Annotated in this window: 21 protein-coding genes; all 21 read right to left on the bottom strand. The window is 55.5% G+C overall.

Translation table 11 applies throughout. The annotated features are described in order from the left end of the window. Positions 1–6 precede the first annotated feature (6 nt). From GZ1_RS02640 to fliG, 21 genes are read right to left on the bottom strand one after another with little or no spacing between them, the layout of a single operon-like run. On the bottom strand, positions 7–873 hold the full coding sequence (locus tag GZ1_RS02640; RefSeq protein ID WP_060787823.1) for a MinD/ParA family protein: 867 nt from the start codon (positions 871–873) through the stop codon (positions 7–9). After that, positions 867–2,069: a flagellar biosynthesis GTPase FlhF gene (gene flhF, locus GZ1_RS02645; RefSeq protein ID WP_060787824.1), complete on the bottom strand. Its 1,203-nt coding sequence runs from the start codon at positions 2,067–2,069 to the stop codon at positions 867–869. Before flhF ends, GZ1_RS02640 begins: the two co-directional genes overlap by 7 nt. Further along, positions 2,066–4,111, bottom strand: a complete 2,046-nt coding sequence (gene flhA / locus GZ1_RS02650; protein WP_015374415.1) for a flagellar biosynthesis protein FlhA — start codon at positions 4,109–4,111, stop codon at positions 2,066–2,068. The genes flhF and flhA overlap by 4 nt, the downstream gene beginning before the upstream one ends. Positions 4,112–4,129: 18 nt before the next feature. Beyond that, complete coding sequence (flhB, locus tag GZ1_RS02655) at positions 4,130–5,212, bottom strand: flagellar biosynthesis protein FlhB (protein WP_013523406.1); 1,083 nt, start codon at positions 5,210–5,212, stop codon at positions 4,130–4,132. 1 nt (position 5,213) lies between these two features. Beyond that, positions 5,214–5,987, bottom strand: coding sequence for a flagellar biosynthetic protein FliR (gene fliR, locus GZ1_RS02660; RefSeq protein ID WP_013523405.1), 774 nt, complete (start codon positions 5,985–5,987; stop codon positions 5,214–5,216). Between the two features lie 6 nt (positions 5,988–5,993). Next, positions 5,994–6,263: a flagellar biosynthesis protein FliQ gene (fliQ, locus tag GZ1_RS02665; RefSeq protein WP_011230735.1), complete on the bottom strand. Its 270-nt coding sequence runs from the start codon at positions 6,261–6,263 to the stop codon at positions 5,994–5,996. Positions 6,264–6,278: 15 nt separating this feature from the next. Further along, positions 6,279–6,947: a flagellar type III secretion system pore protein FliP gene (gene fliP / locus GZ1_RS02670; RefSeq protein WP_020754637.1), complete on the bottom strand. Its 669-nt coding sequence runs from the start codon at positions 6,945–6,947 to the stop codon at positions 6,279–6,281. Beyond that, a complete protein-coding gene (fliZ, locus tag GZ1_RS02675; RefSeq protein WP_015374413.1) occupies positions 6,940–7,596 on the bottom strand; it encodes a flagella biosynthesis regulatory protein FliZ in 657 nt (218 codons plus the stop codon). The genes fliP and fliZ overlap by 8 nt, the downstream gene beginning before the upstream one ends. A gap of 19 nt (positions 7,597–7,615) precedes the next feature. Continuing rightward, positions 7,616–7,975: a response regulator gene (locus tag GZ1_RS02680; RefSeq protein ID WP_013145750.1), complete on the bottom strand. Its 360-nt coding sequence runs from the start codon at positions 7,973–7,975 to the stop codon at positions 7,616–7,618. Between the two features lie 25 nt (positions 7,976–8,000). Further along, on the bottom strand, positions 8,001–9,182 hold the full coding sequence (gene fliY, locus GZ1_RS02685) for a flagellar motor switch phosphatase FliY (RefSeq protein ID WP_020754640.1): 1,182 nt from the start codon (positions 9,180–9,182) through the stop codon (positions 8,001–8,003). After that, entirely contained in the window at positions 9,172–10,176 is a 1,005-nt protein-coding gene (gene fliM, locus GZ1_RS02690; protein ID WP_011230730.1) for a flagellar motor switch protein FliM, read from the bottom strand. The genes fliY and fliM overlap by 11 nt, the downstream gene beginning before the upstream one ends. A gap of 28 nt (positions 10,177–10,204) precedes the next feature. Next, positions 10,205–10,633, bottom strand: a complete 429-nt coding sequence (gene fliL / locus GZ1_RS02695) for a flagellar basal body-associated protein FliL (RefSeq protein WP_011230729.1) — start codon at positions 10,631–10,633, stop codon at positions 10,205–10,207. Continuing rightward, positions 10,620–10,844 (bottom strand): flagellar FlbD family protein, encoded by a 225-nt coding sequence (locus GZ1_RS02700; RefSeq protein ID WP_014195456.1) that lies wholly within the window; start codon positions 10,842–10,844, stop codon positions 10,620–10,622. The genes fliL and GZ1_RS02700 overlap by 14 nt, the downstream gene beginning before the upstream one ends. 43 nt (positions 10,845–10,887) lie before the next feature. Then, the gene (flgG, locus tag GZ1_RS02705; RefSeq protein WP_060787825.1) at positions 10,888–11,688 is read right to left on the bottom strand and encodes a flagellar basal body rod protein FlgG; all 801 of its coding nucleotides are present in this window, start codon (positions 11,686–11,688) and stop codon (positions 10,888–10,890) included. A gap of 18 nt (positions 11,689–11,706) precedes the next feature. Beyond that, a complete protein-coding gene (gene flgD / locus GZ1_RS02710; protein ID WP_060787826.1) occupies positions 11,707–12,135 on the bottom strand; it encodes a flagellar hook assembly protein FlgD in 429 nt (142 codons plus the stop codon). A 17-nt stretch (positions 12,136–12,152) separates the two neighbouring features. Then, positions 12,153–13,343 (bottom strand): flagellar hook-length control protein FliK, encoded by a 1,191-nt coding sequence (locus GZ1_RS02715; protein WP_060787827.1) that lies wholly within the window; start codon positions 13,341–13,343, stop codon positions 12,153–12,155. Beyond that, positions 13,340–13,951 (bottom strand): MotE family protein, encoded by a 612-nt coding sequence (locus GZ1_RS02720; RefSeq protein ID WP_015374410.1) that lies wholly within the window; start codon positions 13,949–13,951, stop codon positions 13,340–13,342. The genes GZ1_RS02715 and GZ1_RS02720 overlap by 4 nt, the downstream gene beginning before the upstream one ends. Then, complete coding sequence (gene fliJ, locus GZ1_RS02725) at positions 13,952–14,398, bottom strand: flagellar export protein FliJ (RefSeq protein WP_014195451.1); 447 nt, start codon at positions 14,396–14,398, stop codon at positions 13,952–13,954. Positions 14,399–14,440: 42 nt separating this feature from the next. After that, on the bottom strand, positions 14,441–15,751 hold the full coding sequence (gene fliI / locus GZ1_RS02730; protein WP_081132402.1) for a flagellar protein export ATPase FliI: 1,311 nt from the start codon (positions 15,749–15,751) through the stop codon (positions 14,441–14,443). After that, a complete protein-coding gene (fliH, locus tag GZ1_RS02735) occupies positions 15,729–16,508 on the bottom strand; it encodes a flagellar assembly protein FliH (RefSeq protein ID WP_015374408.1) in 780 nt (259 codons plus the stop codon). The genes fliI and fliH overlap by 23 nt, the downstream gene beginning before the upstream one ends. After that, entirely contained in the window at positions 16,492–17,511 is a 1,020-nt protein-coding gene (gene fliG, locus GZ1_RS02740; protein WP_015374407.1) for a flagellar motor switch protein FliG, read from the bottom strand. The genes fliH and fliG overlap by 17 nt, the downstream gene beginning before the upstream one ends. Positions 17,512–17,517 lie beyond the last annotated feature (6 nt).

The raw sequence follows: 17,517 nt of genomic DNA on the forward strand, positions 1-17,517 counted from the left end.
CCGTCTCTACCTTTCTAGCAAAAGTTGACGCAGCTTCGCAAAAAAGCGGGGAGCCCGCTCCGGCTCTTTTTCTCCTCCCGCCGCATAGCGGCACGCCATTTGACGCACTGCCCGGCTCGCCTTCGCCGCCGGATCAAAGAGAACAAACGGCGTTTGCCGGACGACACAGCGCGCCACAGTCCGGTCTTCAGGAACGACGCCAAGCAAGGCGATGTCTTTATGGAAAAACCGACTGGCGGCATGCTGCAGGCGCGAAAAGACGCCATATCCTTCCCGCTCGCTGCCGGCGCGGTTGACGATGACGGAAAACGGAGCCTCGCTGCCGGCGGTGTGCATATATTTCATCATGGCGTACGCATCCATCATCGCGGTCGGCTCCGGCGTCGTGACAATAAACACATCGTCGACGGACTTTAAAAAATACAATCGTTCTTCTGAGGCACCCGCCCCCATATCGAAAATGAGATAATCATATCGCGACGCCACCGTCTGCAGCTCGGCCAACAAATAGTCGATAGCGGATCGATCGACACTCAACCATTGCGCGGCGCCCGTCCCCCCAGCAATATACGATAGATGCTCCGGTCCGCTTTTTACCAGCTCGGAAAGCGGCAACCGCGCGGAAAACCAATCCGAAAGCGTCATTGGCGACGACTGGCCGAGCAAAATGTCGATGTTGCCCATGCCGATGTCCATATCAAGCAGCAAGACGCGAAACCCGAGCTTCGAGAGCGACAGCGAAAAATTGAGCGAAAGGTTTGACTTGCCGACTCCGCCTTTCCCGCTCGTCACCGCGATGGTCCGCGGCCCCGCCGCCGGCGTCAGCCGGCGGCCCAGCTCATAGCGCAGCCGTTCTGCTTGATCGCTCACCATCGCTCCGCCCCAAACAGCAGATGAACGAGCCGGTCTGCGGACGCTTCCACCATGTCGTCCGGCACATTTTGCCCGTTCGTGAAATAGGCGGCGGCAAGCCGGCTGTCAAGCAACACATTGACGATCGTTCCAAACGAGTCCGTCTCATCGAGCTTCGTCACGATCAGCCGATCGATCGGCAGGTGGGAAAAGTGGTTGTAAATCGTTTTCATATCGTCATACTTTCCCGTGGCGGCGAATACAAGAAACGTTTCCGTTTCGCTGTCAAACTCGAGCGTTTGCTGCAGTTCATCCACGTATTGCGGATTGCGGAAGTTGCGGCCAGCCGTATCGACGAACACGAGATCGCAGCCGGCCAATTTCCGCTTCGCCGTCCGAAAATCGTCGGCATTGTAGCATACTTCCAACGGAGCGTGCAAAATGTCGGCATACGTCTTCAGTTGGTCGATGGCGGCGATCCGGTACGTGTCGGCCGTGATGAACCCGACTTTTTTCCCTTGCTCGAGGACGGCGCGCCCTGCCATTTTGGCGAGCGTCGTCGTTTTTCCAACCCCGGTCGGACCAAGCAAAATCATATACTTTTTTTGCTCCGCCGTTTTGACAAACGGAAGCGTCGACAATAGATCGCGCACCGCTTCTTTCGTCCAGGCGGAGACCGCAGCGGGCGACCGGCCGTCTTTGTCGGCATACCACCGTTCAAGCAGGCGATCCATCACTTGGCGGACGTACACATCCGCCATCCCTTGCCGAACGAGGCGCCGTTCCGCTTCCGCAAGCGGTGGAGGATACAAAAGCGAAGACGAGCGGGCGTTGAACTGACGGATGAGCGCCTTGACTTCCTCGATCTCACGGGCAAGCGAGCCGTCTTCCTCCCGCTCGGCCGCCGGCAAAGGGGCAAAGGACGCAGCAGCACTCAGCTGACGCGTCAAAGACGCGGCGGCACTCGGCTGACGCGTCAAAGACGCGGCGGCATCCGGCTGACGCGTCAAAGACGCGGCGGCATCCGGCTGACGCAGCGGCAGTGGATCCGGATCAACGCCGGCCAACACTTCGATCTTTTTTTTCGCAAACAGACCGAAAAATCCGCCGGTCTGCACGACTTTCGAGTGCAAAATGACGGCGTCGCGGCCAAGTTCGGCGCGAACCATTTTCATCGCTTCGTTCATGGACGGGGCGACAAATTTTTTCACTTTCATTCGATTTCCACCATCCCCACGCTTTGAACTTCGACATCCGTTTCAAGCTCGTTGTACGACAGCACCGGAACAGTCGGAAAATGGCGCTCGGTCAGCTGTCGGACGTACATGCGCACCGCCGGGGAGCAGAGCAAAATCGGCGTCTGGCCGGCGAACGGATAGCGTTCAAGCGCCGCGGCGACCGCTTCCACAAATGCCTGCGCCCGCGCCGGCTCGAGCGCCAAATAGCGGCCGTGTTCGGTTTGCTGCACGGCGTCGGCGATCGTTTTTTCCGCCCTGCCCGACAGCGTAATGACGCGCAGCGGCTCGCCCGGCACGGCGTACTGCGAGGTGATTTGCCGCGCCAACGCTTGGCGGACGTATTCCGTCAACAAATCGGTGTCGCTGGTCAGGCGGGCAAAATCGGCAAGCGCCTCAAAAATGAGCGGCAAGTTGCGGATCGACACTTTCTCTTTCAGCAGCTTGGCGAGCACTTTTTGCACGTCGCCGACAGACAACGGATTCGGCGTCACATCGTCGACAAGCACCGGATACGATTCTTTTAAATGATCGATCAGCTGTTTTGTTTCCTGACGCCCCAGCAGTTCGTGGGCATGGGCTTTCAGCACCTCCGTTAAGTGTGTCGAGACGACCGATGGCGGGTCGACGACTGTATAGCCAAGCATTTCCGCCCGGTCTTTGACGGTCTCGGAAATCCATTTCGCCGGCAGACCAAACGCCGGCTCGATGGTGTCAATGCCATCAATCGAATCATCGTCAACTCCGGGGCTCATCGCCAAATAATGGTCAAGCAGCAGCTCGCCGCGCGCCACTTCCTCTCCTTTCACTTTGATCCGGTATTCATTCGGCTGCAACTGGATGTTGTCGCGAATGCGCACAACCGGGATGACAATGCCAAGCTCGAGCGCGAGCTGACGGCGAATCATGACGATCCGGTCAAGCAAATCCCCGCCTTGATTGGCATCAGCGAGCGGAATGAGCGCATAGCCGAACTCAAATTCAATCGGATCAATATGCAGCAGTTGGATGACGCTTTCCGGGCTTTTCAATTCGTCGGCGGCCGCCGCCTCCTCTTCCGGAGCGGCCAATGCCGCTTCTTCTTGCTTTTGCCGCTCGATAAATCGGTAGCCGCCAAGCGCCAGCAGCCCGGCAATCGGCATCGTCAACAAGTCGTTGATCGGCGTAAACAAGCCGAGCAGGAAAATCGTTCCTGCCGTGACGTACAACATTTTCGGAAACGCGAACAGCTGGCGCATAATATCGCCGCTCAAGTTGCTGTCCGACGCCGCCCGGGTGACGATGATGCCGGTCGCCGTGGAAATCAACAGCGCCGGAATTTGGCTGACGATGCCGTCGCCGACCGTCAAAAGCGTGTAGCGCTTTGCCGCCTCCCCTATATCCATTCCTTTCTCCACAACGCCGATCACCATGCCAAACAACATGTTGATGACGACGATAATGATGCCGGCGATGGCGTCGCCTTTCACAAATTTGCTTGCCCCGTCCATCGCTCCGTAAAAGTCGGCTTCTTGCGCCACTTTTTCCCGCCGCTTTCGGGCTTCTTGCTCCGAAATCATGCCGGCGTTCAAATCGGCGTCAATGCTCATCTGTTTGCCGGGCATCGCATCGAGCGTAAAGCGGGCCGCCACTTCCGAGACGCGCTCCGCCCCTTTGGTGATGACAACAAACTGGATGATGACCAAAATCAAAAACACGACAAACCCAACGACAACATCGCCGCCAACGACGAACGTTCCGAACGTTTCAACGACGCCGCCCGCCTCCCCTTTGCTTAAAATCGAGCGGGTGGTTGACACATTCAGCCCGAGCCGAAACAGCGTCAGCACTAAAAGCAATGACGGAAAAATGGAAAACTCAAGCGGCTCTTTCGTGTTCATCGCCGTCAGCAATACAAGCAAGGCAAGGGAAATATTGATGATGATCAAGACGCTCAACAGCCATGTCTGCAGCGGGATGACGAGCATGGCGACGATGAGCACGACAAGAAACAATACGGATAAATCTTTGATTTGCGCTTGCATGGTTTTCTCTCCTTGTTGCTACACGTTTCCTTTGAGCCGATAGACGTACGCCAAAATTTCCGCCACTGCCTTAAAAAACGCCTCTGGAATCATGTCGCCGACTTCCGTCTGGCGGTAGAGCGCCTGCGCAAGCGGGCGATTTTCGACCGTCACGACGCCATGGGTTTTCGCCACTTCCTTGATTTTCAACGCCATATAATCCGCCCCTTTCGCGACGACGACTGGCGCTTCCATCTTGCCGTCTTCATACTTGAGGGCAACGGCGTAATGCGTCGGGTTGGTAATGACGACATCCGCGTTCGGCACTTCCTGCATCATCCGCCTCATCGCCATCTCACGCTGTTTTTGCTTGATGCGCGATTTGATGAGTGGATCGCCTTCCGTCTTTTTGTATTCATCTTTAATGTCCTGTTTGGACATGCGGATGCTTTTTTCAAATTCAAACCGCTGATACAAGTAATCAAACAGCGCTAAAAACAAGAGCGCCCCCGCGGCGTACAGCCCCATTTTCACCGTCAAGCCGCCGACGACAGTCAAAGCCTCACCCGGCGTCTTGGAAACGAGCGCCGCAAGCTCGCTTCGTTCGGCCAACAGCGCCGCAAACACGACCGCACCGATGATTCCAGCTTTTAACACGGATTTCAACAGCTCGACCAAGGCGCGCAACGAAAACAGCCGTTTCATTCCTTGCACGGGATTGAGGCGGTTCCCATCCATTTTTAACGGTTCAACGGTGAACAAGGCGCCGATTTGCAAAAAGTTGGCCAACCCAGCCGCCAGCACTGCGGCGGCGAACAGCGGCGCCAAAAGCAAGGATGCATGGGAAAGCCAGTCAAGAAACAGCCGGTGAAGCGAGTCAACCGTCAACGAAGGGGAGGCAGAATCGGACAAGGCGCGGGCGAACAACCGCAGCAGACCGTCCCGCTCGTACGCCCCCGCCAAGGACAAAGCAAGAAATGAAGCAAGCAACACGGAAGCGGAGACGACATCACCGCTTTTGGCCACCTGTCCTTTTTCCCGCACTTCTTGCCGTTTGCGAGGCGTCGCCTTTTCCGTTTTTTCCCCAGCGAAAAATTGCAAATCGAGCCGCCACTCGCCCATCTTATCCGCCCCCCAACAGCCGCATCAACTCGCGCAACGAGGCAAACATGAAGTGAAATACACTGCGCGCCGCAAGCAATATCGTCCCAATCCCCGCCAACAGGAGCAAAAACGCCGCTGCCGTTTTGGCGGAAAAGCCGACCGCAAAAATGTTCATTTGCGGCACCGCGCGGGCGATGATGCCAAGCGCCACGTCGACTAAAAAGAGCGATCCGACAAGCGGGGCCGCCATTTGGAAAGCGGCGGCGAACATCGCAGCAAACGCCCGCACCGCGTATTCCACCGCCCGACCGTCAGCAACGTGCGGCAGGCGGTCAAGCGGCAACCAATGATAGCTGTAAAACATGCCGTCAAGCAGCAAATGGTGGCCATCGAGAGCGAGCAAAAGCAGCAGGGCGAGCAAATGAAGATATTCGCCAAGCAGCGGGCTTTGCGCTCCAGTTTGCGGGTCGATGACGTTGGCGATGGCAAACCCGATTTGAAAATCGATCAAGCCGCCGGCGATTTGCATCGCCGCCATGAGGATCGCTGCCAGCAGCCCGAGCGCCAATCCGACGAGCGCTTCTTTTACGACAAGCAATACATACACACCGTCAAGCGCCAACACCGGTTTGGGCATCGCCAAAAACAACAGCCAGCTGAACAAAAACGCCAATCCGGCTTTATACGAAGCCGGCACGGTCCGATAGGAAAACAACGGCATCGCCGCGAAAAACGAAGCGGCGCGGACAAAGACGAGCAAAAACGCCGGAAAATAAGTCCATGCTTGTTCCATCGCCGATCAGCCTATAAACGAAGCAAGATTGTTGAAAATATCGTGCGCGTACGACACCATTTTCGAGAGCATCCACGGCCCAAAAAACACAAGTCCAAGCAAGACGGCGACGATTTTCGGCACAAACGCGAGCGTCTGCTCTTGAATTTGCGTCGCCGCCTGGAAAATGCTGACGACAAGCCCGACGGCAAGGGACAACAACAAGAGCGGCCCGCAGACGACAAGCACGATATACACGCCTTGTTCAGCAAGGCGGATGATGAAATCGGCACTCATAAACGCCACCTATCTTTATTGAAAACTTTGCAACAATGATTTGACGACCAAATGCCAGCCATCAACAAGGACAAACAATAAAATTTTAAACGGCAGCGAAATCATCACGGGCGGCAGCATCATCATCCCCATCGACATTAAGACGCTGGCGACGATCATGTCGATGACTAAAAACGGAATAAAAATCATAAAGCCCATTTGAAACGCCGTTTTCAACTCACTGATGGCAAACGCCGGCACGAGCGCGGTCATCGGGATGTCGTTGACCGTTTTCGGCTGTTTGGCGCCGCTGTATGATAAAAACAGCGCCAAATCTTCCTGCCTGGTGTATTGGCTCATAAACTGCTTCAGCGGAACAGCCGCCCGTTCATACGCCTCCTCCAAGTCAATTTTGTCGGCAAACAGCGGCTGCAATGCCTGATCGTTGATGTCTTTCCAAGTCGGCGCCATAATGAAAAACGTTAAAAACAAGGCGAGCCCGACGAGCACTTGGTTCGGCGGCATCTGCTGCGTGCCGAGCGCCGTGCGCACAAACGACAAAACGATGACGATGCGGGTAAAACATGTCATCATAATGAGAATGCCGGGTGCGATCGACAACACGGTGAGCAACAGAAGAAGCTTCACCGCTGTCGACACGTGCTCGGGAGCCATCGAATCAAACATATGGACAAATTCACTCATCGTCCGCCGTCCCTTTCTTCTTCAACCGATTGAGCCACTCGTTTCGCTTTTCGGCCATTTGCTTCATCTCCTCCGCCAACAGCGCCGAAAACGACGGCGGCAAACCGTTTTTCCGCTTTGATTTCCCCGTCCACTCGCCTCGAAGGAAGGAGCCAAGCCGGCCCAACTCCGCCATTCGCTCCAACCGTGCGCGATGTTGCTCCAACAGTTCATTCATTTCTTGTTCGTCTTCAATTTCTTTCAGAAGCTGAATCGAATCACCGACACCGATGACGAGCAGCCGACGGCCGACTTTAATGAGCTGTACAGAGCGGTTCGTCCCGACGCTCGTCCCGCCGAGATGCTCGATGACGCCCTTTTGGCTTGAAACAAACGACTGACGGCGGGACATCCACCTTAACACCGCATAAAGGAGAATGAGGACAAAGGCGGTCGCGCCGATGAGCCGAAGCACATCGGAAGCGGAAACCGCATCAGCGGCTTGATTCGCTGTTTGGTTTGTCTGCTGCCCGGAAGGAGCTGACGGCCCGCATGAATCGGGATGCTGCAGACAGTCGGCGACCGTGGGGCTTTGGGCGGCCGATGCCGGCGTCGGCCCCAAAGCAATGGCTGCTGCCAGCAAAACGGCCGCCCAGCGCCAAATTGCCATCGTTTCCACCTCTGATCGCTCACCCGATCGTTTTGTTGATCGCTTCGATGACGCGGTCGGCTTGGAACGGCTTGACCACAAAATCTTTCGCCCCGGCTTGAATGGCATCAATCACCATTGCCTGCTGCCCCATCGCGGAGCACATAATGACTTTGGCATTGCTGTCGATTTTTTTAATTTCCTTGAGCGCCGCAATCCCATCCATCTCCGGCATCGTAATATCCATTGTCACGACATCGGGCCGCGTTTCCTTGTATTTCTCGATCGCCTGCCGTCCATCGGCCGCTTCGGCGACGACTTCATGTCCGTTTTTCGTCAAAATGTCTTTAATCATCATGCGCATAAATGCCGCATCATCAACGACAAGCACTCTTGCCATGTCCCCTAACCTCCCAAACGCCTGTTTATTTTAACTTTGTCAGCCGATCGCTTTGGCTGATGATGTCCGTGATGCGGACGCCGAAATTTTCATCGATGACGACAACCTCGCCTTTCGCGATCAGCTTGTTGTTGACAAACACATCGACCGGTTCGCCGGCCAGTTTATCGAGCTCAATGATCGATCCAGTCGACAGCTGCAAAATTTCCTGCACCGACCGCTTCGTCCGCCCGAGTTCAACCGTCACCTGCAGCGGCACATCAAACAGCAGCTCCAAATTGCGCGCCTCCGTTGCCGCAAGCGGCGGGGCATCGAACTCGACGAAATCGGCGGTTTGAATATGCCGAGCGGCTGCACCCTCCCTCTCCTTGTCCGCCCGCCCAGCCGGCGGTCCATCCGTCGAGCGGCTCGCCGCTTCTGAAGCGGCCGCACCGCCGTTTGCCTGAACGTCAATTGGAACAGGCTGCGGCTCGCGAAACGGCCGGTCGTCCGCCGACGACTTAAGGCTCACTTCCGCTGCCCCCGGCTCCTCAAGCGGCGAGCCGAGCAATTGGGCAACCAATTCTTTCGCGAAATCGATCGGCAACAGCTGCATAATGCTTGAGTCGATCAACTCGCCAATTTTGAGCCGAAATGACACTTTAATGAAAAAGTCTTCGTCCGGCAAATATTCCATCCCTTTTCCTTCCGCTAAATCAAGCAGATGGAGCGTCGGCGGGGAAATATCAACCCGCTTGCCAAAGACGGTCGACATCGACGTCGCCGCTGAACCCATCATTTGGTTCATCGCTTCTTGAACAGCGCTCAGCTGAATCTCTCCGAGCGGACCATCGGCCGCCGTTCCGTCGCCGCCAAGCATTAAATCAGCGATAATCGCCGCGTCTTGCTGTTTAATGACCAACAAGTTTGTCCCGAGCAGCCCTTCCGTATAGTTGACTTGGATGGCGACATATGGCTGCGGAAATTCATCCGCGACGCTTGTGCGCTCGATAATGGACACGCTTGGCGTCGTAATTTCCACCTTTTGGTTCAATAACATCGACAGGGCAGTGGCCGAACTGCCGAAAGAAATATTGCCGATTTCCCCAAGGGCGTCCTGCTCAAGCGGAGAGAGAAGATCATGAAGCGCCGGAATAGGTCCGTCGCTGTCCATTCCGCGCAACAAAGCATCAATTTCATCCTGCGACAACATTCCATCATTCATCATGGTCGTCTTCGTCCCCCTCGATCATCGCTAAAATTTGCACCGCCAGCTTTTTGTTCCGCTTCCCCGGCTGGCCGATAAACTTTGGAATATGGCCGATTTTGACCACGAGCGGCTCATGAATCGACTGCTCGAGCTGAATGACATCGCCGGCCTCGAGTTGAAGAAATTCATTGACCGTGATGACCGCCGTTCCCAGTTCAGCGATAATCGGCAATTTTGCCGCGCGGATGCGCTGTTCGATCCGTTTCGCTTCCTCGGGGGAACGCTCCTTTTTTTGCGCCTGCATCCAGTAATGCACCGACAGCCGCGGCATAATCGGCTCCAAGACGACATGCGGAATGCACACATTCATCATGCCGCGCGCTTCGCCGATTTGCGTGTTGAGCGAAATGACGACAACGGTGTCGTTCGGCGCAATCATGCGCAAAAACTGCGGATTGACTTCAAAATCGACAAAGAGCGGGTCGACTTCCGCCACCGATTCCCAAGCGTCGCGCCAATGGACAAACGCCTTGTCAAACAAATTGGACATGATGCGTGTTTCAATCTCCGTCAAATGCTCCACTTTATCCATCCCGACGCCGCGCCCGCCCATCACCCGGTCAAGCATGGCGTAAGCGATGTTCGGGTTGACTTCCAAAAGGACATGCCCGCCGAGCGGCGGCACCTCAAAGACATTGATGATCGTCATTTTTGGGATGGAGCGGACAAATTCTTCGTATGGAATTTGGTCGGCCGATGCGACCGAAATTTGCACATATGTTCGCAGCTGGGCGGAAAAAAACGTTGTCAGCAGACGGGCGAAATTTTCATGAATGCGCGTCAGGCTGCGGATTTGATCTTTGGAAAACCGGAGCGCCCGCCGAAAATCATACGTTTTGACGCGTCGGCCTTCCTCCTCTTTTTTCAGCTCCTCCGCGCTCATCTCCCCTGCAGAAAGCGCCGCGAGCAACGCGTCAATTTCGCTTTGCGACAATACTTCCCCGGCCGTCATTTCATCTTCCCCCCTTCCAATGACAGGGCTACTGGAGGATAAAAGAGGTAATGTAGACGTTCTCCACTCTCCCTTCTTGCATCAATCCGTTGATCTCGCGCTTCAGCCTCTCTTTCAGCGCCGTCAGCCCTTCTTTTCCTTTAAAGTCGGCCGCTTTCATCTGCGAAAGTTGCTCGATGATCACGTCTTTCATCTGAAAATCGCGTTTCTCCGCCTCTTCTTTTCCTTGATCGCTGTCTGTTTCAATTTTAAATGAGATTTTAATATAACGTCCGTCTGCTAAATTGGTGGTCATTTCCGGAATATCGATCGATCGTTCCGCCAGTTCGTCAGCGCTTGGCGCCCCTTGTTTTTCCGCATGCCCCATCTTCATCACCGCGACAAGCGCCGCCGTTCCAGCCAAAGCGATGACCGCCAGCACAATGATCATCGTTTTGATTGCTTTATTCCCTTTCACGGTCCAATCCTCCTGCTTTCGGTAAGCGAAACACACCAAGCTGCTGGTAAAATTCGCTCGCTCGCGCCGCCACTTGCTCGACCGTTTCGCGAACGACGAATTTTTTTCCGTTCGTCAGCGTCACGGTCGTATCAGGAAACGCTTCAATTTGTTCGATGTACAACGCATTGAGCACAAACCGTTTGCCGTTGAGCTTCGTTAACGAAATCATCGGGCAACAGGCGCAAGACGCCGCTCACGCCCTACCTCCTATTCTATTTTTTCAAGTTGACAAGCTCTTGCAAAATTTCATCCGATGTCGTAATGATGCGCGTATTCGCCTGGAAGCCGCGCTGGGCGACGATCATCTCCGTGAATTCCTCGGCAAGGTCGACGTTGGACATCTCAAGCGCGCTGGAGACGATCGTTCCGGTTCCGTTCGCTCCCGGCGCCCCTATCGTTGGCGCTCCAGAGTTGGTCGTTTCGCGGAACAAGTTGTTGCCGGCTTTTTCTAATCCGTCATTGTTGGCAAATTTCGCGAGCTGAATCGTGCCGATTGTCTGCAAGTTGCCGGATGCGTTCACAATAGTCACTTGGCCGTCCGCTCCGATGCTTAAGCTTTTCGCATCTGTCAGAACTTGAAGGCGGCTATTTCCAACACCGAGCAAATATTGGCCATCGGCATTGACAATATAGCCTTGCGAATCGAGATAAAAATTCCCGGCTCTCGTATACATGCGATTGTTGCCGGACGCATCGCCGACGACGAAAAACCCGTCGCCGGAAATGGCCAAATCGAGCACGCGGCCGGTCGTTTGCAAACTGCCTTGCGTATGGACGGTGTCGATCGCCGCCAGCTGCGAACCGAGCCCGACCTGCTTTGGATTCGTCCCGCCGCGGCCGGCAGTGCCAGGAGCGCTGGCGCCGGAAATCGTCTGGCTCATCAAATCTTTGAAAATCGTTCGTCCTTTTTTAAACCCGTACGTATTGACATTGGCAATGTTGTTGCCGATGACATCCAACTTCGTTTGAAAGTTGCGCATGGCGCCGATTCCGGAATACATGGAACGAAGCATCGGTTTCCTCTCCCCTTTTTATCCTTTTTGTTCGACTTTCACGACCGCATCCGCGGCAATCGTTGTCCCGTTATCAAGCCCAAGAGTCACTTGGCCGTCTTTTTGCATGACCGATTGAACGACGGCGCTCATCGTCGTCTCGCCGTCTTGCCAGTGCACCGTTTTGCCGATCCATTCGCTGTAGCGCAAAAGCGCATCGTGGCTTGACGCTTGCATCCATTGCTGCATCAAATTGGCGATGTTCATCATTTGCTCAAGCGAAGAGAAGCTCGCCATTTGCGCGATAAAGTCTTTATCTTCCATCGGATTGAGCGGGTCTTGGTTTTCGAGCTGAGCGAGCAAAATTTTGAGAAAATCGTCTTTTCCTAAAATTTGATTGCCCGTTTTCCGTTCCGGCTGAACCGCGTTTGTCAGCCATAAGCTCCCGTCAATCGCATTCGTTGTCATCCTCGTTCTTTTCCCCCTTATGCGTCAGCTTCGATCCCGTCTAGCGCAAACGGGAAGGAAGATGATGGCTCCCGCTTTTGTTTTTGCCGCGATTCGCCCTGCTGCTGCCCTCCTTGGCGGTTTCCGGAATATGGCGGCATCGCGGGGCTGTCATAATCCGACCAAACGGTCCATTTTTCGACCGTGATGGAACTCGCATCAAGCTGCTGAGCAAGCTGCGGCAAATGAGCGTAGAGCAACTCTTTCACCGCGTCGTTCGCCACGAGCAGCTTGGCGGCGAGCTTTCCACCTTCCTCTGTCATTTTCACCGTCACCGTCCCGAGATGTTCCGGATGCAGACGGATGACAAGCTGCATGACACCGTTTGGAAGCTTCATCCACCGCGCCGACCTTAGCGCGTGGGCGACTTGATCAGCGACGCTTCCGCCAGCTGACGCCGGCATCTCGCCGACCAACCCGACAGATGAAAAGGAGGGTGATAAAAGCGCAGGAGGAGTAGTGAACGAAGGAGCGGCCTCGCCGCCCTGCCCCTTGTCCCCCCTTTTTGGCAGCGAAACGTCTTTTTCGCCAGCCGGTCGCACAGAAGAAACTCCGTTCGGCAGCGCGACAACCGCCCTGTTGCCTCCCTGCTCACGGAACGGGCGCTGGTCGCCGTCGCTCAGGAGCAGTGGAAACATCCCGGTTTTTCCGCTGGAAGGCGAACCCGATTCAGCATCGATATGACCACGTTTTTGTCCGTCGGTTATGAACGCACGTTCCAATCCCGCTTCATCGGCCGCCGGCTGAGCGGCAATCTTTTCTTCACCATTCATCGCACCGACAAACGGAAATGTCCAATGATCACTCGTTTTCCCTTCCGCCTGCTGATCCGCCGCTAAAAGCGGCGCGCCTGCAGCTGCCGAAATTGGAGCGACAGCCCAAGCAGCCACGAGGGAAGGGGCAAGCCACAATGATTCGATTTGCGCCGGCTTCTTTTCCGCTGAAGATGGTTGTCCGGCTGCGCCCGTTTCCATTCCGCCATTTTGCCAATCTGGCTCTTTGTTTTTGCTCGACTCCTCTTGAAGCAAGCTAGTCTCTGCCCCAGCGGGCAATAACTCTTGTTGCTTATCAGCAAGCAACGCCGCAAACACGTTTGCGTTTTCCGCCTCTTTTTTCACCGCCATAGCGCCTGCCGATAGCGGCGCGTTTGCTGTGATCGTTACTTTCATTCGGCCGCCTCCTTCCCCATCGCCCTTTTACTTAACGATGCCAACAGTTTCGCCGCCTGCCCAGCCGGCATTTGTTCCAAAATGGCTGCCGCTTTGTCGCCGTCAATCTGGCTCAGTACACGGAGCGCTTCGCTCTCAGGCAGTTCCGCTAAAATCGCCGCCGCCTGTTTTTCCGACATGGCGTCATACATGCCGACGACATCTTCTTCCGTCAAGGCCGGCTCGTCAACAGGCTCAGCCTGAGCGTCCGTTTTCCCGCTTGGCGCAGACAGCTGGGCGATTTCCTTTTCCTTTGCCGCCAATTCGTTTTTCAACTGCTTGATTTGCTTTTGTTGGTCGGCGATCGTTCGTTTTTGCTGGTTGATCGTCTGCTGCTGAGCTTCAATCGTTTTTTGCAAAGCTTTCTCCCTTTTGCTCCAGTTGATCCACTCGGAGACAAACGGCGCCTTTATGGTCCACTGCTTTGCCGCCTTGGCCACATCAACGCCGGCAATGTTTAAAATCAACAACAGAAAGGAGGCGGCAAACGCACTCGGAATGACAATGACAAACAACAGCCATTGCCACCAACTCGCCTGCATTTCCTGTTCAACTTTGCTCTCCGCCATCTATACCTCTCCTTGCCTTGCAAAACGTTGAACCGCCATTTCATCGAGCAGGCGGCGTTCCGCTTCCCTCTCAAGCTGCTCGGCCCACCGCTTCATGCGCTCGCGCATTTTTTCGTATTTTTTCACTTCGATATTCAATTCCATCAAACGCTGCTGCCGGCGCTGCATCTGCTCGCGCGCCTGCATGACGACGAGCTGATAATGGTCGATCATCCGCTCTAAATTCGCCATATATTGCAGCCTAAGGCGAATGTCTCCAACGGACAGGCCGGCTTGAAGCTGTTCATCCCGAGCCGCCGCGCATTCTTCTTTTTCCTTGAGCAGGCGGTAAAGCGTTTCGGCTGCCTGCTCAAACCGGCGGACCGCCTCCTCGTATTCGCCAAGCGCCTTTTCTTTTTCTTTTTCTTTCATCGCCAGCACTTTTTGCAGCCGAAACGTCGGCGTCACATTTGTTCACCCTTTCATCGTCTGAACATGGCGCGCGATTTCTCACCGAACCGACAGCAAGCGCAACAACCTATCAATGCTTTCGGCGCGCGTCGTTTTTTCATCGATGTTTTGGCGGCAAAACGCCATCATTTGCGGATAAAATTCGATCGCCTCATCAATTTCTTGGGACGACCCCCGTTTGTACGCCCCGATTTGAATCAAATCCTCCGAATCGATATAAGTGGACAGAAGGCGGCGGAACCGGTTTGCCGCTTCGCGGTGCTCTGCGCTGATCATGTGGGGCATGACGCGGCTGACGCTTTTGAGCACGTTGATCGCCGGGTAATGCCCTTTGTTCGCCAGCTGGCGTTCCAACACAAAATGGCCATCCAAAATGCCGCGCACCGCATCAGCGATCGGCTCATTCATGTCATCGCCGTCAACAAGCACCGTATAAAACGCGGTGATCGTGCCGGAAGCGTTCGTTCCAGCCCGTTCAAGCAGCTTTGGCAGGAGGGCGAAGACCGATGGCGTATAGCCTTTCGTCGTCGGCGGCTCACCGACGGCAAGGCCAATCTCCCGCTGCGCCATCGCGACGCGGGTGACCGAGTCCATCATGAGCATGACATCCGCCCCTTGGTCGCGAAAATATTCGGCGATCGCCGTTGCCGTATAGGCGCCTTTGACGCGCATCAGCGCCGGCTGGTCGGACGTGGCGACGACGACGACCGAGCGGGCCAAGCCGTCTGGGCCAAGGTCGCGCTCTAAAAACTCGCGCACTTCGCGGCCACGCTCGCCGATTAAGGCGATGACGTTCACATCAGCCGACGTATGGCGGGCAATCATTCCCATGAGCGTGCTTTTGCCGACGCCCGAGCCAGCAAAAATGCCGACGCGCTGCCCCTTGCCGACGGCAAGCAGGCTGTCGATGACGCGGATGCCGACTTCAAGCGGTTCGACAATCGGCGGCCGAACGAGCGGATTGGGCGGATCGCGTTCGACCGAAACCGGCTTCAGCCCGGGCGGCAACGGGCTCCCGTCAAGCGGTTGGCCGAGCGGATCCAGAACCATGCCAATGAGCGCATCGCCGACGTGCACTTCAAGCGGTCGGCCGGTCGCTTCGACAAAACAGCCGGGAGCGATATGGGTCGTGGCGGAAAACGGCATAAGCAAGACGTGCTGTTCATGAAAGCCGACGACTTCGGCGGGAATTTTCCGGCATCCGCTCTGTTCATGGATGTAACAAAGATCCCCAATCGAGCTTTTCGGTCCTTTCGATTCCATCATCAAGCCGATGACGCGCGACACTTTGCCAAACCGTTTATACAAGTCGACAGCGTTGATTTCATCAAGAAGCGCCTGCCAGTTCAGAAAACGCCCCCTCCTTCAATCGCCGGTAGAGCGCCTCGCGCAGCCGCTCAAGCTGTACATCGACGCCCGCCTCGATGCGTCCAAACGGCGTCTCCACGACACATCCATATTCAGGAAGCGCATCGTCCGGGTAGATGAATAGATCAACGCGATGCGGAAACAGAGATTTCAGCAGCTCTTTTTGTTCTGCCACGATTTCGTAGCCGTGCGGATGCACATAAACGGCCACTTCCGTTTGCTGGCGCACTTCCTGCAACGCTTGGTGCACGAGCGGCAAAAAAGCGTTTCGATCGCCCTCAAGCGCGGCGCCGAGAATGCGTTCGGCCGCTTTTAACGCCACCTCCAGCATCGCCTCAGCCGTCGATTCGATGCGAGCGTAAAATTCGGTGTTCGCTCGCTCCGCCAAGCGGCGGGCTTGCTCAATCAACGCGCGGTGCTCGCTCAAAGCCTCCTCGCGCCCAGCCGCATAGCCGTCTTCATACCCGCGGGCGCGCGCTTCCTCGATGAGGCGCTCTTTCTCACGCTGCCATTCCTCTTTGTCGCGGGCCAACTGCTCGCGCACCGATTCGTAATATTGCTCTGCCTGGCGGCGAAGCTCGGCTGCTTCTTCCTTGGCGGCGGCGACCGCTTCCATCTCCCGTTGCCGATCGTCGCCGGACGATGGAAGATCGGAAACATGGCGCTGCACGACGATCGTCTTTTTCCCAGAGCGCACCGCCAATTTTGGCGCTTTAATGACGTTAGACAATAATATCATCTCCTCCCCCGCGCGCGATGACGATTTCTCCAGCCTCTTCGAGACGTCGGATCACGGCGACGATGCGCGATTGCGCCTCCTCGACATCACGCAGCCGGACTGGCCCCATATATTCCATTTCTTCTTTGAACGTCTCCGCCATTCTTGTCGACATGTTGCGGAAGACGATGTCTTTCACTTCATCGCTCGCCACCTTAAGCGCCAGCATCAAGTCATTGTTATCCACTTCGCGGATGACGCGCTGAATGGCGCGGTGATCGAGCGTCACGATATCTTCAAAGACAAACATCCGTTTTTTGATTTCCTCGGCCAGTTCCGGATCTTGGATTTCCAAGGCATCCAAAATCGTCCGCTCCGTGCTCCGATCGACTTGGTTCAGCACTTCCACGACCGCCTCAATGCCGCCGGCTTGCGTGTAATCTTGCACGACGGTCGCAGACAGCCGCCGCTCCAAAATTTGCTCGACTTCGTTGATAATCTCCGGCGATGTGCTGTCCATCAGCGCGATGCGCCGGGCGACATCCGCCTGCATTTCCTGCGGCAGCGCCGATAAAATTTGCCCTGCCTGCGCCGGCTCCAAATACGAAAGAATCAGAGCGATCGTTTGTGGATGTTCATTTTGGATGAAGTTTAACAGCTGCATCGGGTCGGCTTTGCGGGCGAAATCAAACGGCCGCACCATCAGCGCTGATGTCAGGCGGTTGATGATCTGCATTGCCTTATCCGGGCCGAGCGCTTTTTCAAGCACTTCTTTCGCATAGGCGATGCCGCCTTGGGCGATGTAATCTTGCGCCAGGGCGAGCTGTCGAAACTCTTCAAGCACTTCCTCTTTTTGTTCCGTCGTCACTTGACGGACGTTGGAAATTTCCAGCGTCAGCTTCTCGATCTCTTCCTCGGATAAATGTTTATAGACAGAGGCCGACACATCCGGGCCGAGGGAGATAAGCAGGATGGCTGCTTTTTGCCTGCCCGACAGCCCGCCTTTTCGTTCGCGCTTTGCCATACGCCG

It is taken from the genome of Geobacillus zalihae NBRC 101842, assembly GCF_001544135.1.
Classification (GTDB): Bacteria; Bacillota; Bacilli; order Bacillales; family Anoxybacillaceae; genus Geobacillus; species Geobacillus zalihae.

Bases quoted from the DNA above. Each gene is read 5' to 3' on its own strand.
- flhB (WP_013523406.1), bottom strand. From the start codon at position 5,212: ATGGGCGAGTGGCGGCTCGATTTGCAATTTTTCGCTGGGGAAAAAACG.
- GZ1_RS02720 (WP_015374410.1), bottom strand. From the start codon at position 13,951: ATGGCGGAGAGCAAAGTTGAACAGGAAATGCAGGCGAGTTGGTGGCAA.
- fliQ (WP_011230735.1), bottom strand. From the start codon at position 6,263: ATGAGTGCCGATTTCATCATCCGCCTTGCTGAACAAGGCGTGTATATC.
- GZ1_RS02700 (WP_014195456.1), bottom strand. From the start codon at position 10,844: ATGATTTCGTTAACGAAGCTCAACGGCAAACGGTTTGTGCTCAATGCG.
- fliM (WP_011230730.1), bottom strand. From the start codon at position 10,176: ATGACGGCCGGGGAAGTATTGTCGCAAAGCGAAATTGACGCGTTGCTC.
- fliZ (WP_015374413.1), bottom strand. From the start codon at position 7,596: ATGGCAATTTGGCGCTGGGCGGCCGTTTTGCTGGCAGCAGCCATTGCT.
- flgG (WP_060787825.1), bottom strand. From the start codon at position 11,688: ATGCTTCGTTCCATGTATTCCGGAATCGGCGCCATGCGCAACTTTCAA.
- flhA (WP_015374415.1), bottom strand. From the start codon at position 4,111: ATGCAAGCGCAAATCAAAGATTTATCCGTATTGTTTCTTGTCGTGCTC.
- flgD (WP_060787826.1), bottom strand. From the start codon at position 12,135: ATGACAACGAATGCGATTGACGGGAGCTTATGGCTGACAAACGCGGTT.
- fliP (WP_020754637.1), bottom strand. From the start codon at position 6,947: ATGAGTGAATTTGTCCATATGTTTGATTCGATGGCTCCCGAGCACGTG.
- flhF (WP_060787824.1), bottom strand. From the start codon at position 2,069: ATGAAAGTGAAAAAATTTGTCGCCCCGTCCATGAACGAAGCGATGAAA.
- GZ1_RS02715 (WP_060787827.1), bottom strand. From the start codon at position 13,343: ATGAAAGTAACGATCACAGCAAACGCGCCGCTATCGGCAGGCGCTATG.
- fliH (WP_015374408.1), bottom strand. From the start codon at position 16,508: ATGATATTATTGTCTAACGTCATTAAAGCGCCAAAATTGGCGGTGCGC.
- GZ1_RS02680 (WP_013145750.1), bottom strand. From the start codon at position 7,975: ATGGCAAGAGTGCTTGTCGTTGATGATGCGGCATTTATGCGCATGATG.
- GZ1_RS02640 (WP_060787823.1), bottom strand. From the start codon at position 873: ATGGTGAGCGATCAAGCAGAACGGCTGCGCTATGAGCTGGGCCGCCGG.
- fliG (WP_015374407.1), bottom strand. From the start codon at position 17,511: ATGGCAAAGCGCGAACGAAAAGGCGGGCTGTCGGGCAGGCAAAAAGCA.
- fliY (WP_020754640.1), bottom strand. From the start codon at position 9,182: ATGATGAATGATGGAATGTTGTCGCAGGATGAAATTGATGCTTTGTTG.
- fliR (WP_013523405.1), bottom strand. From the start codon at position 5,987: ATGGAACAAGCATGGACTTATTTTCCGGCGTTTTTGCTCGTCTTTGTC.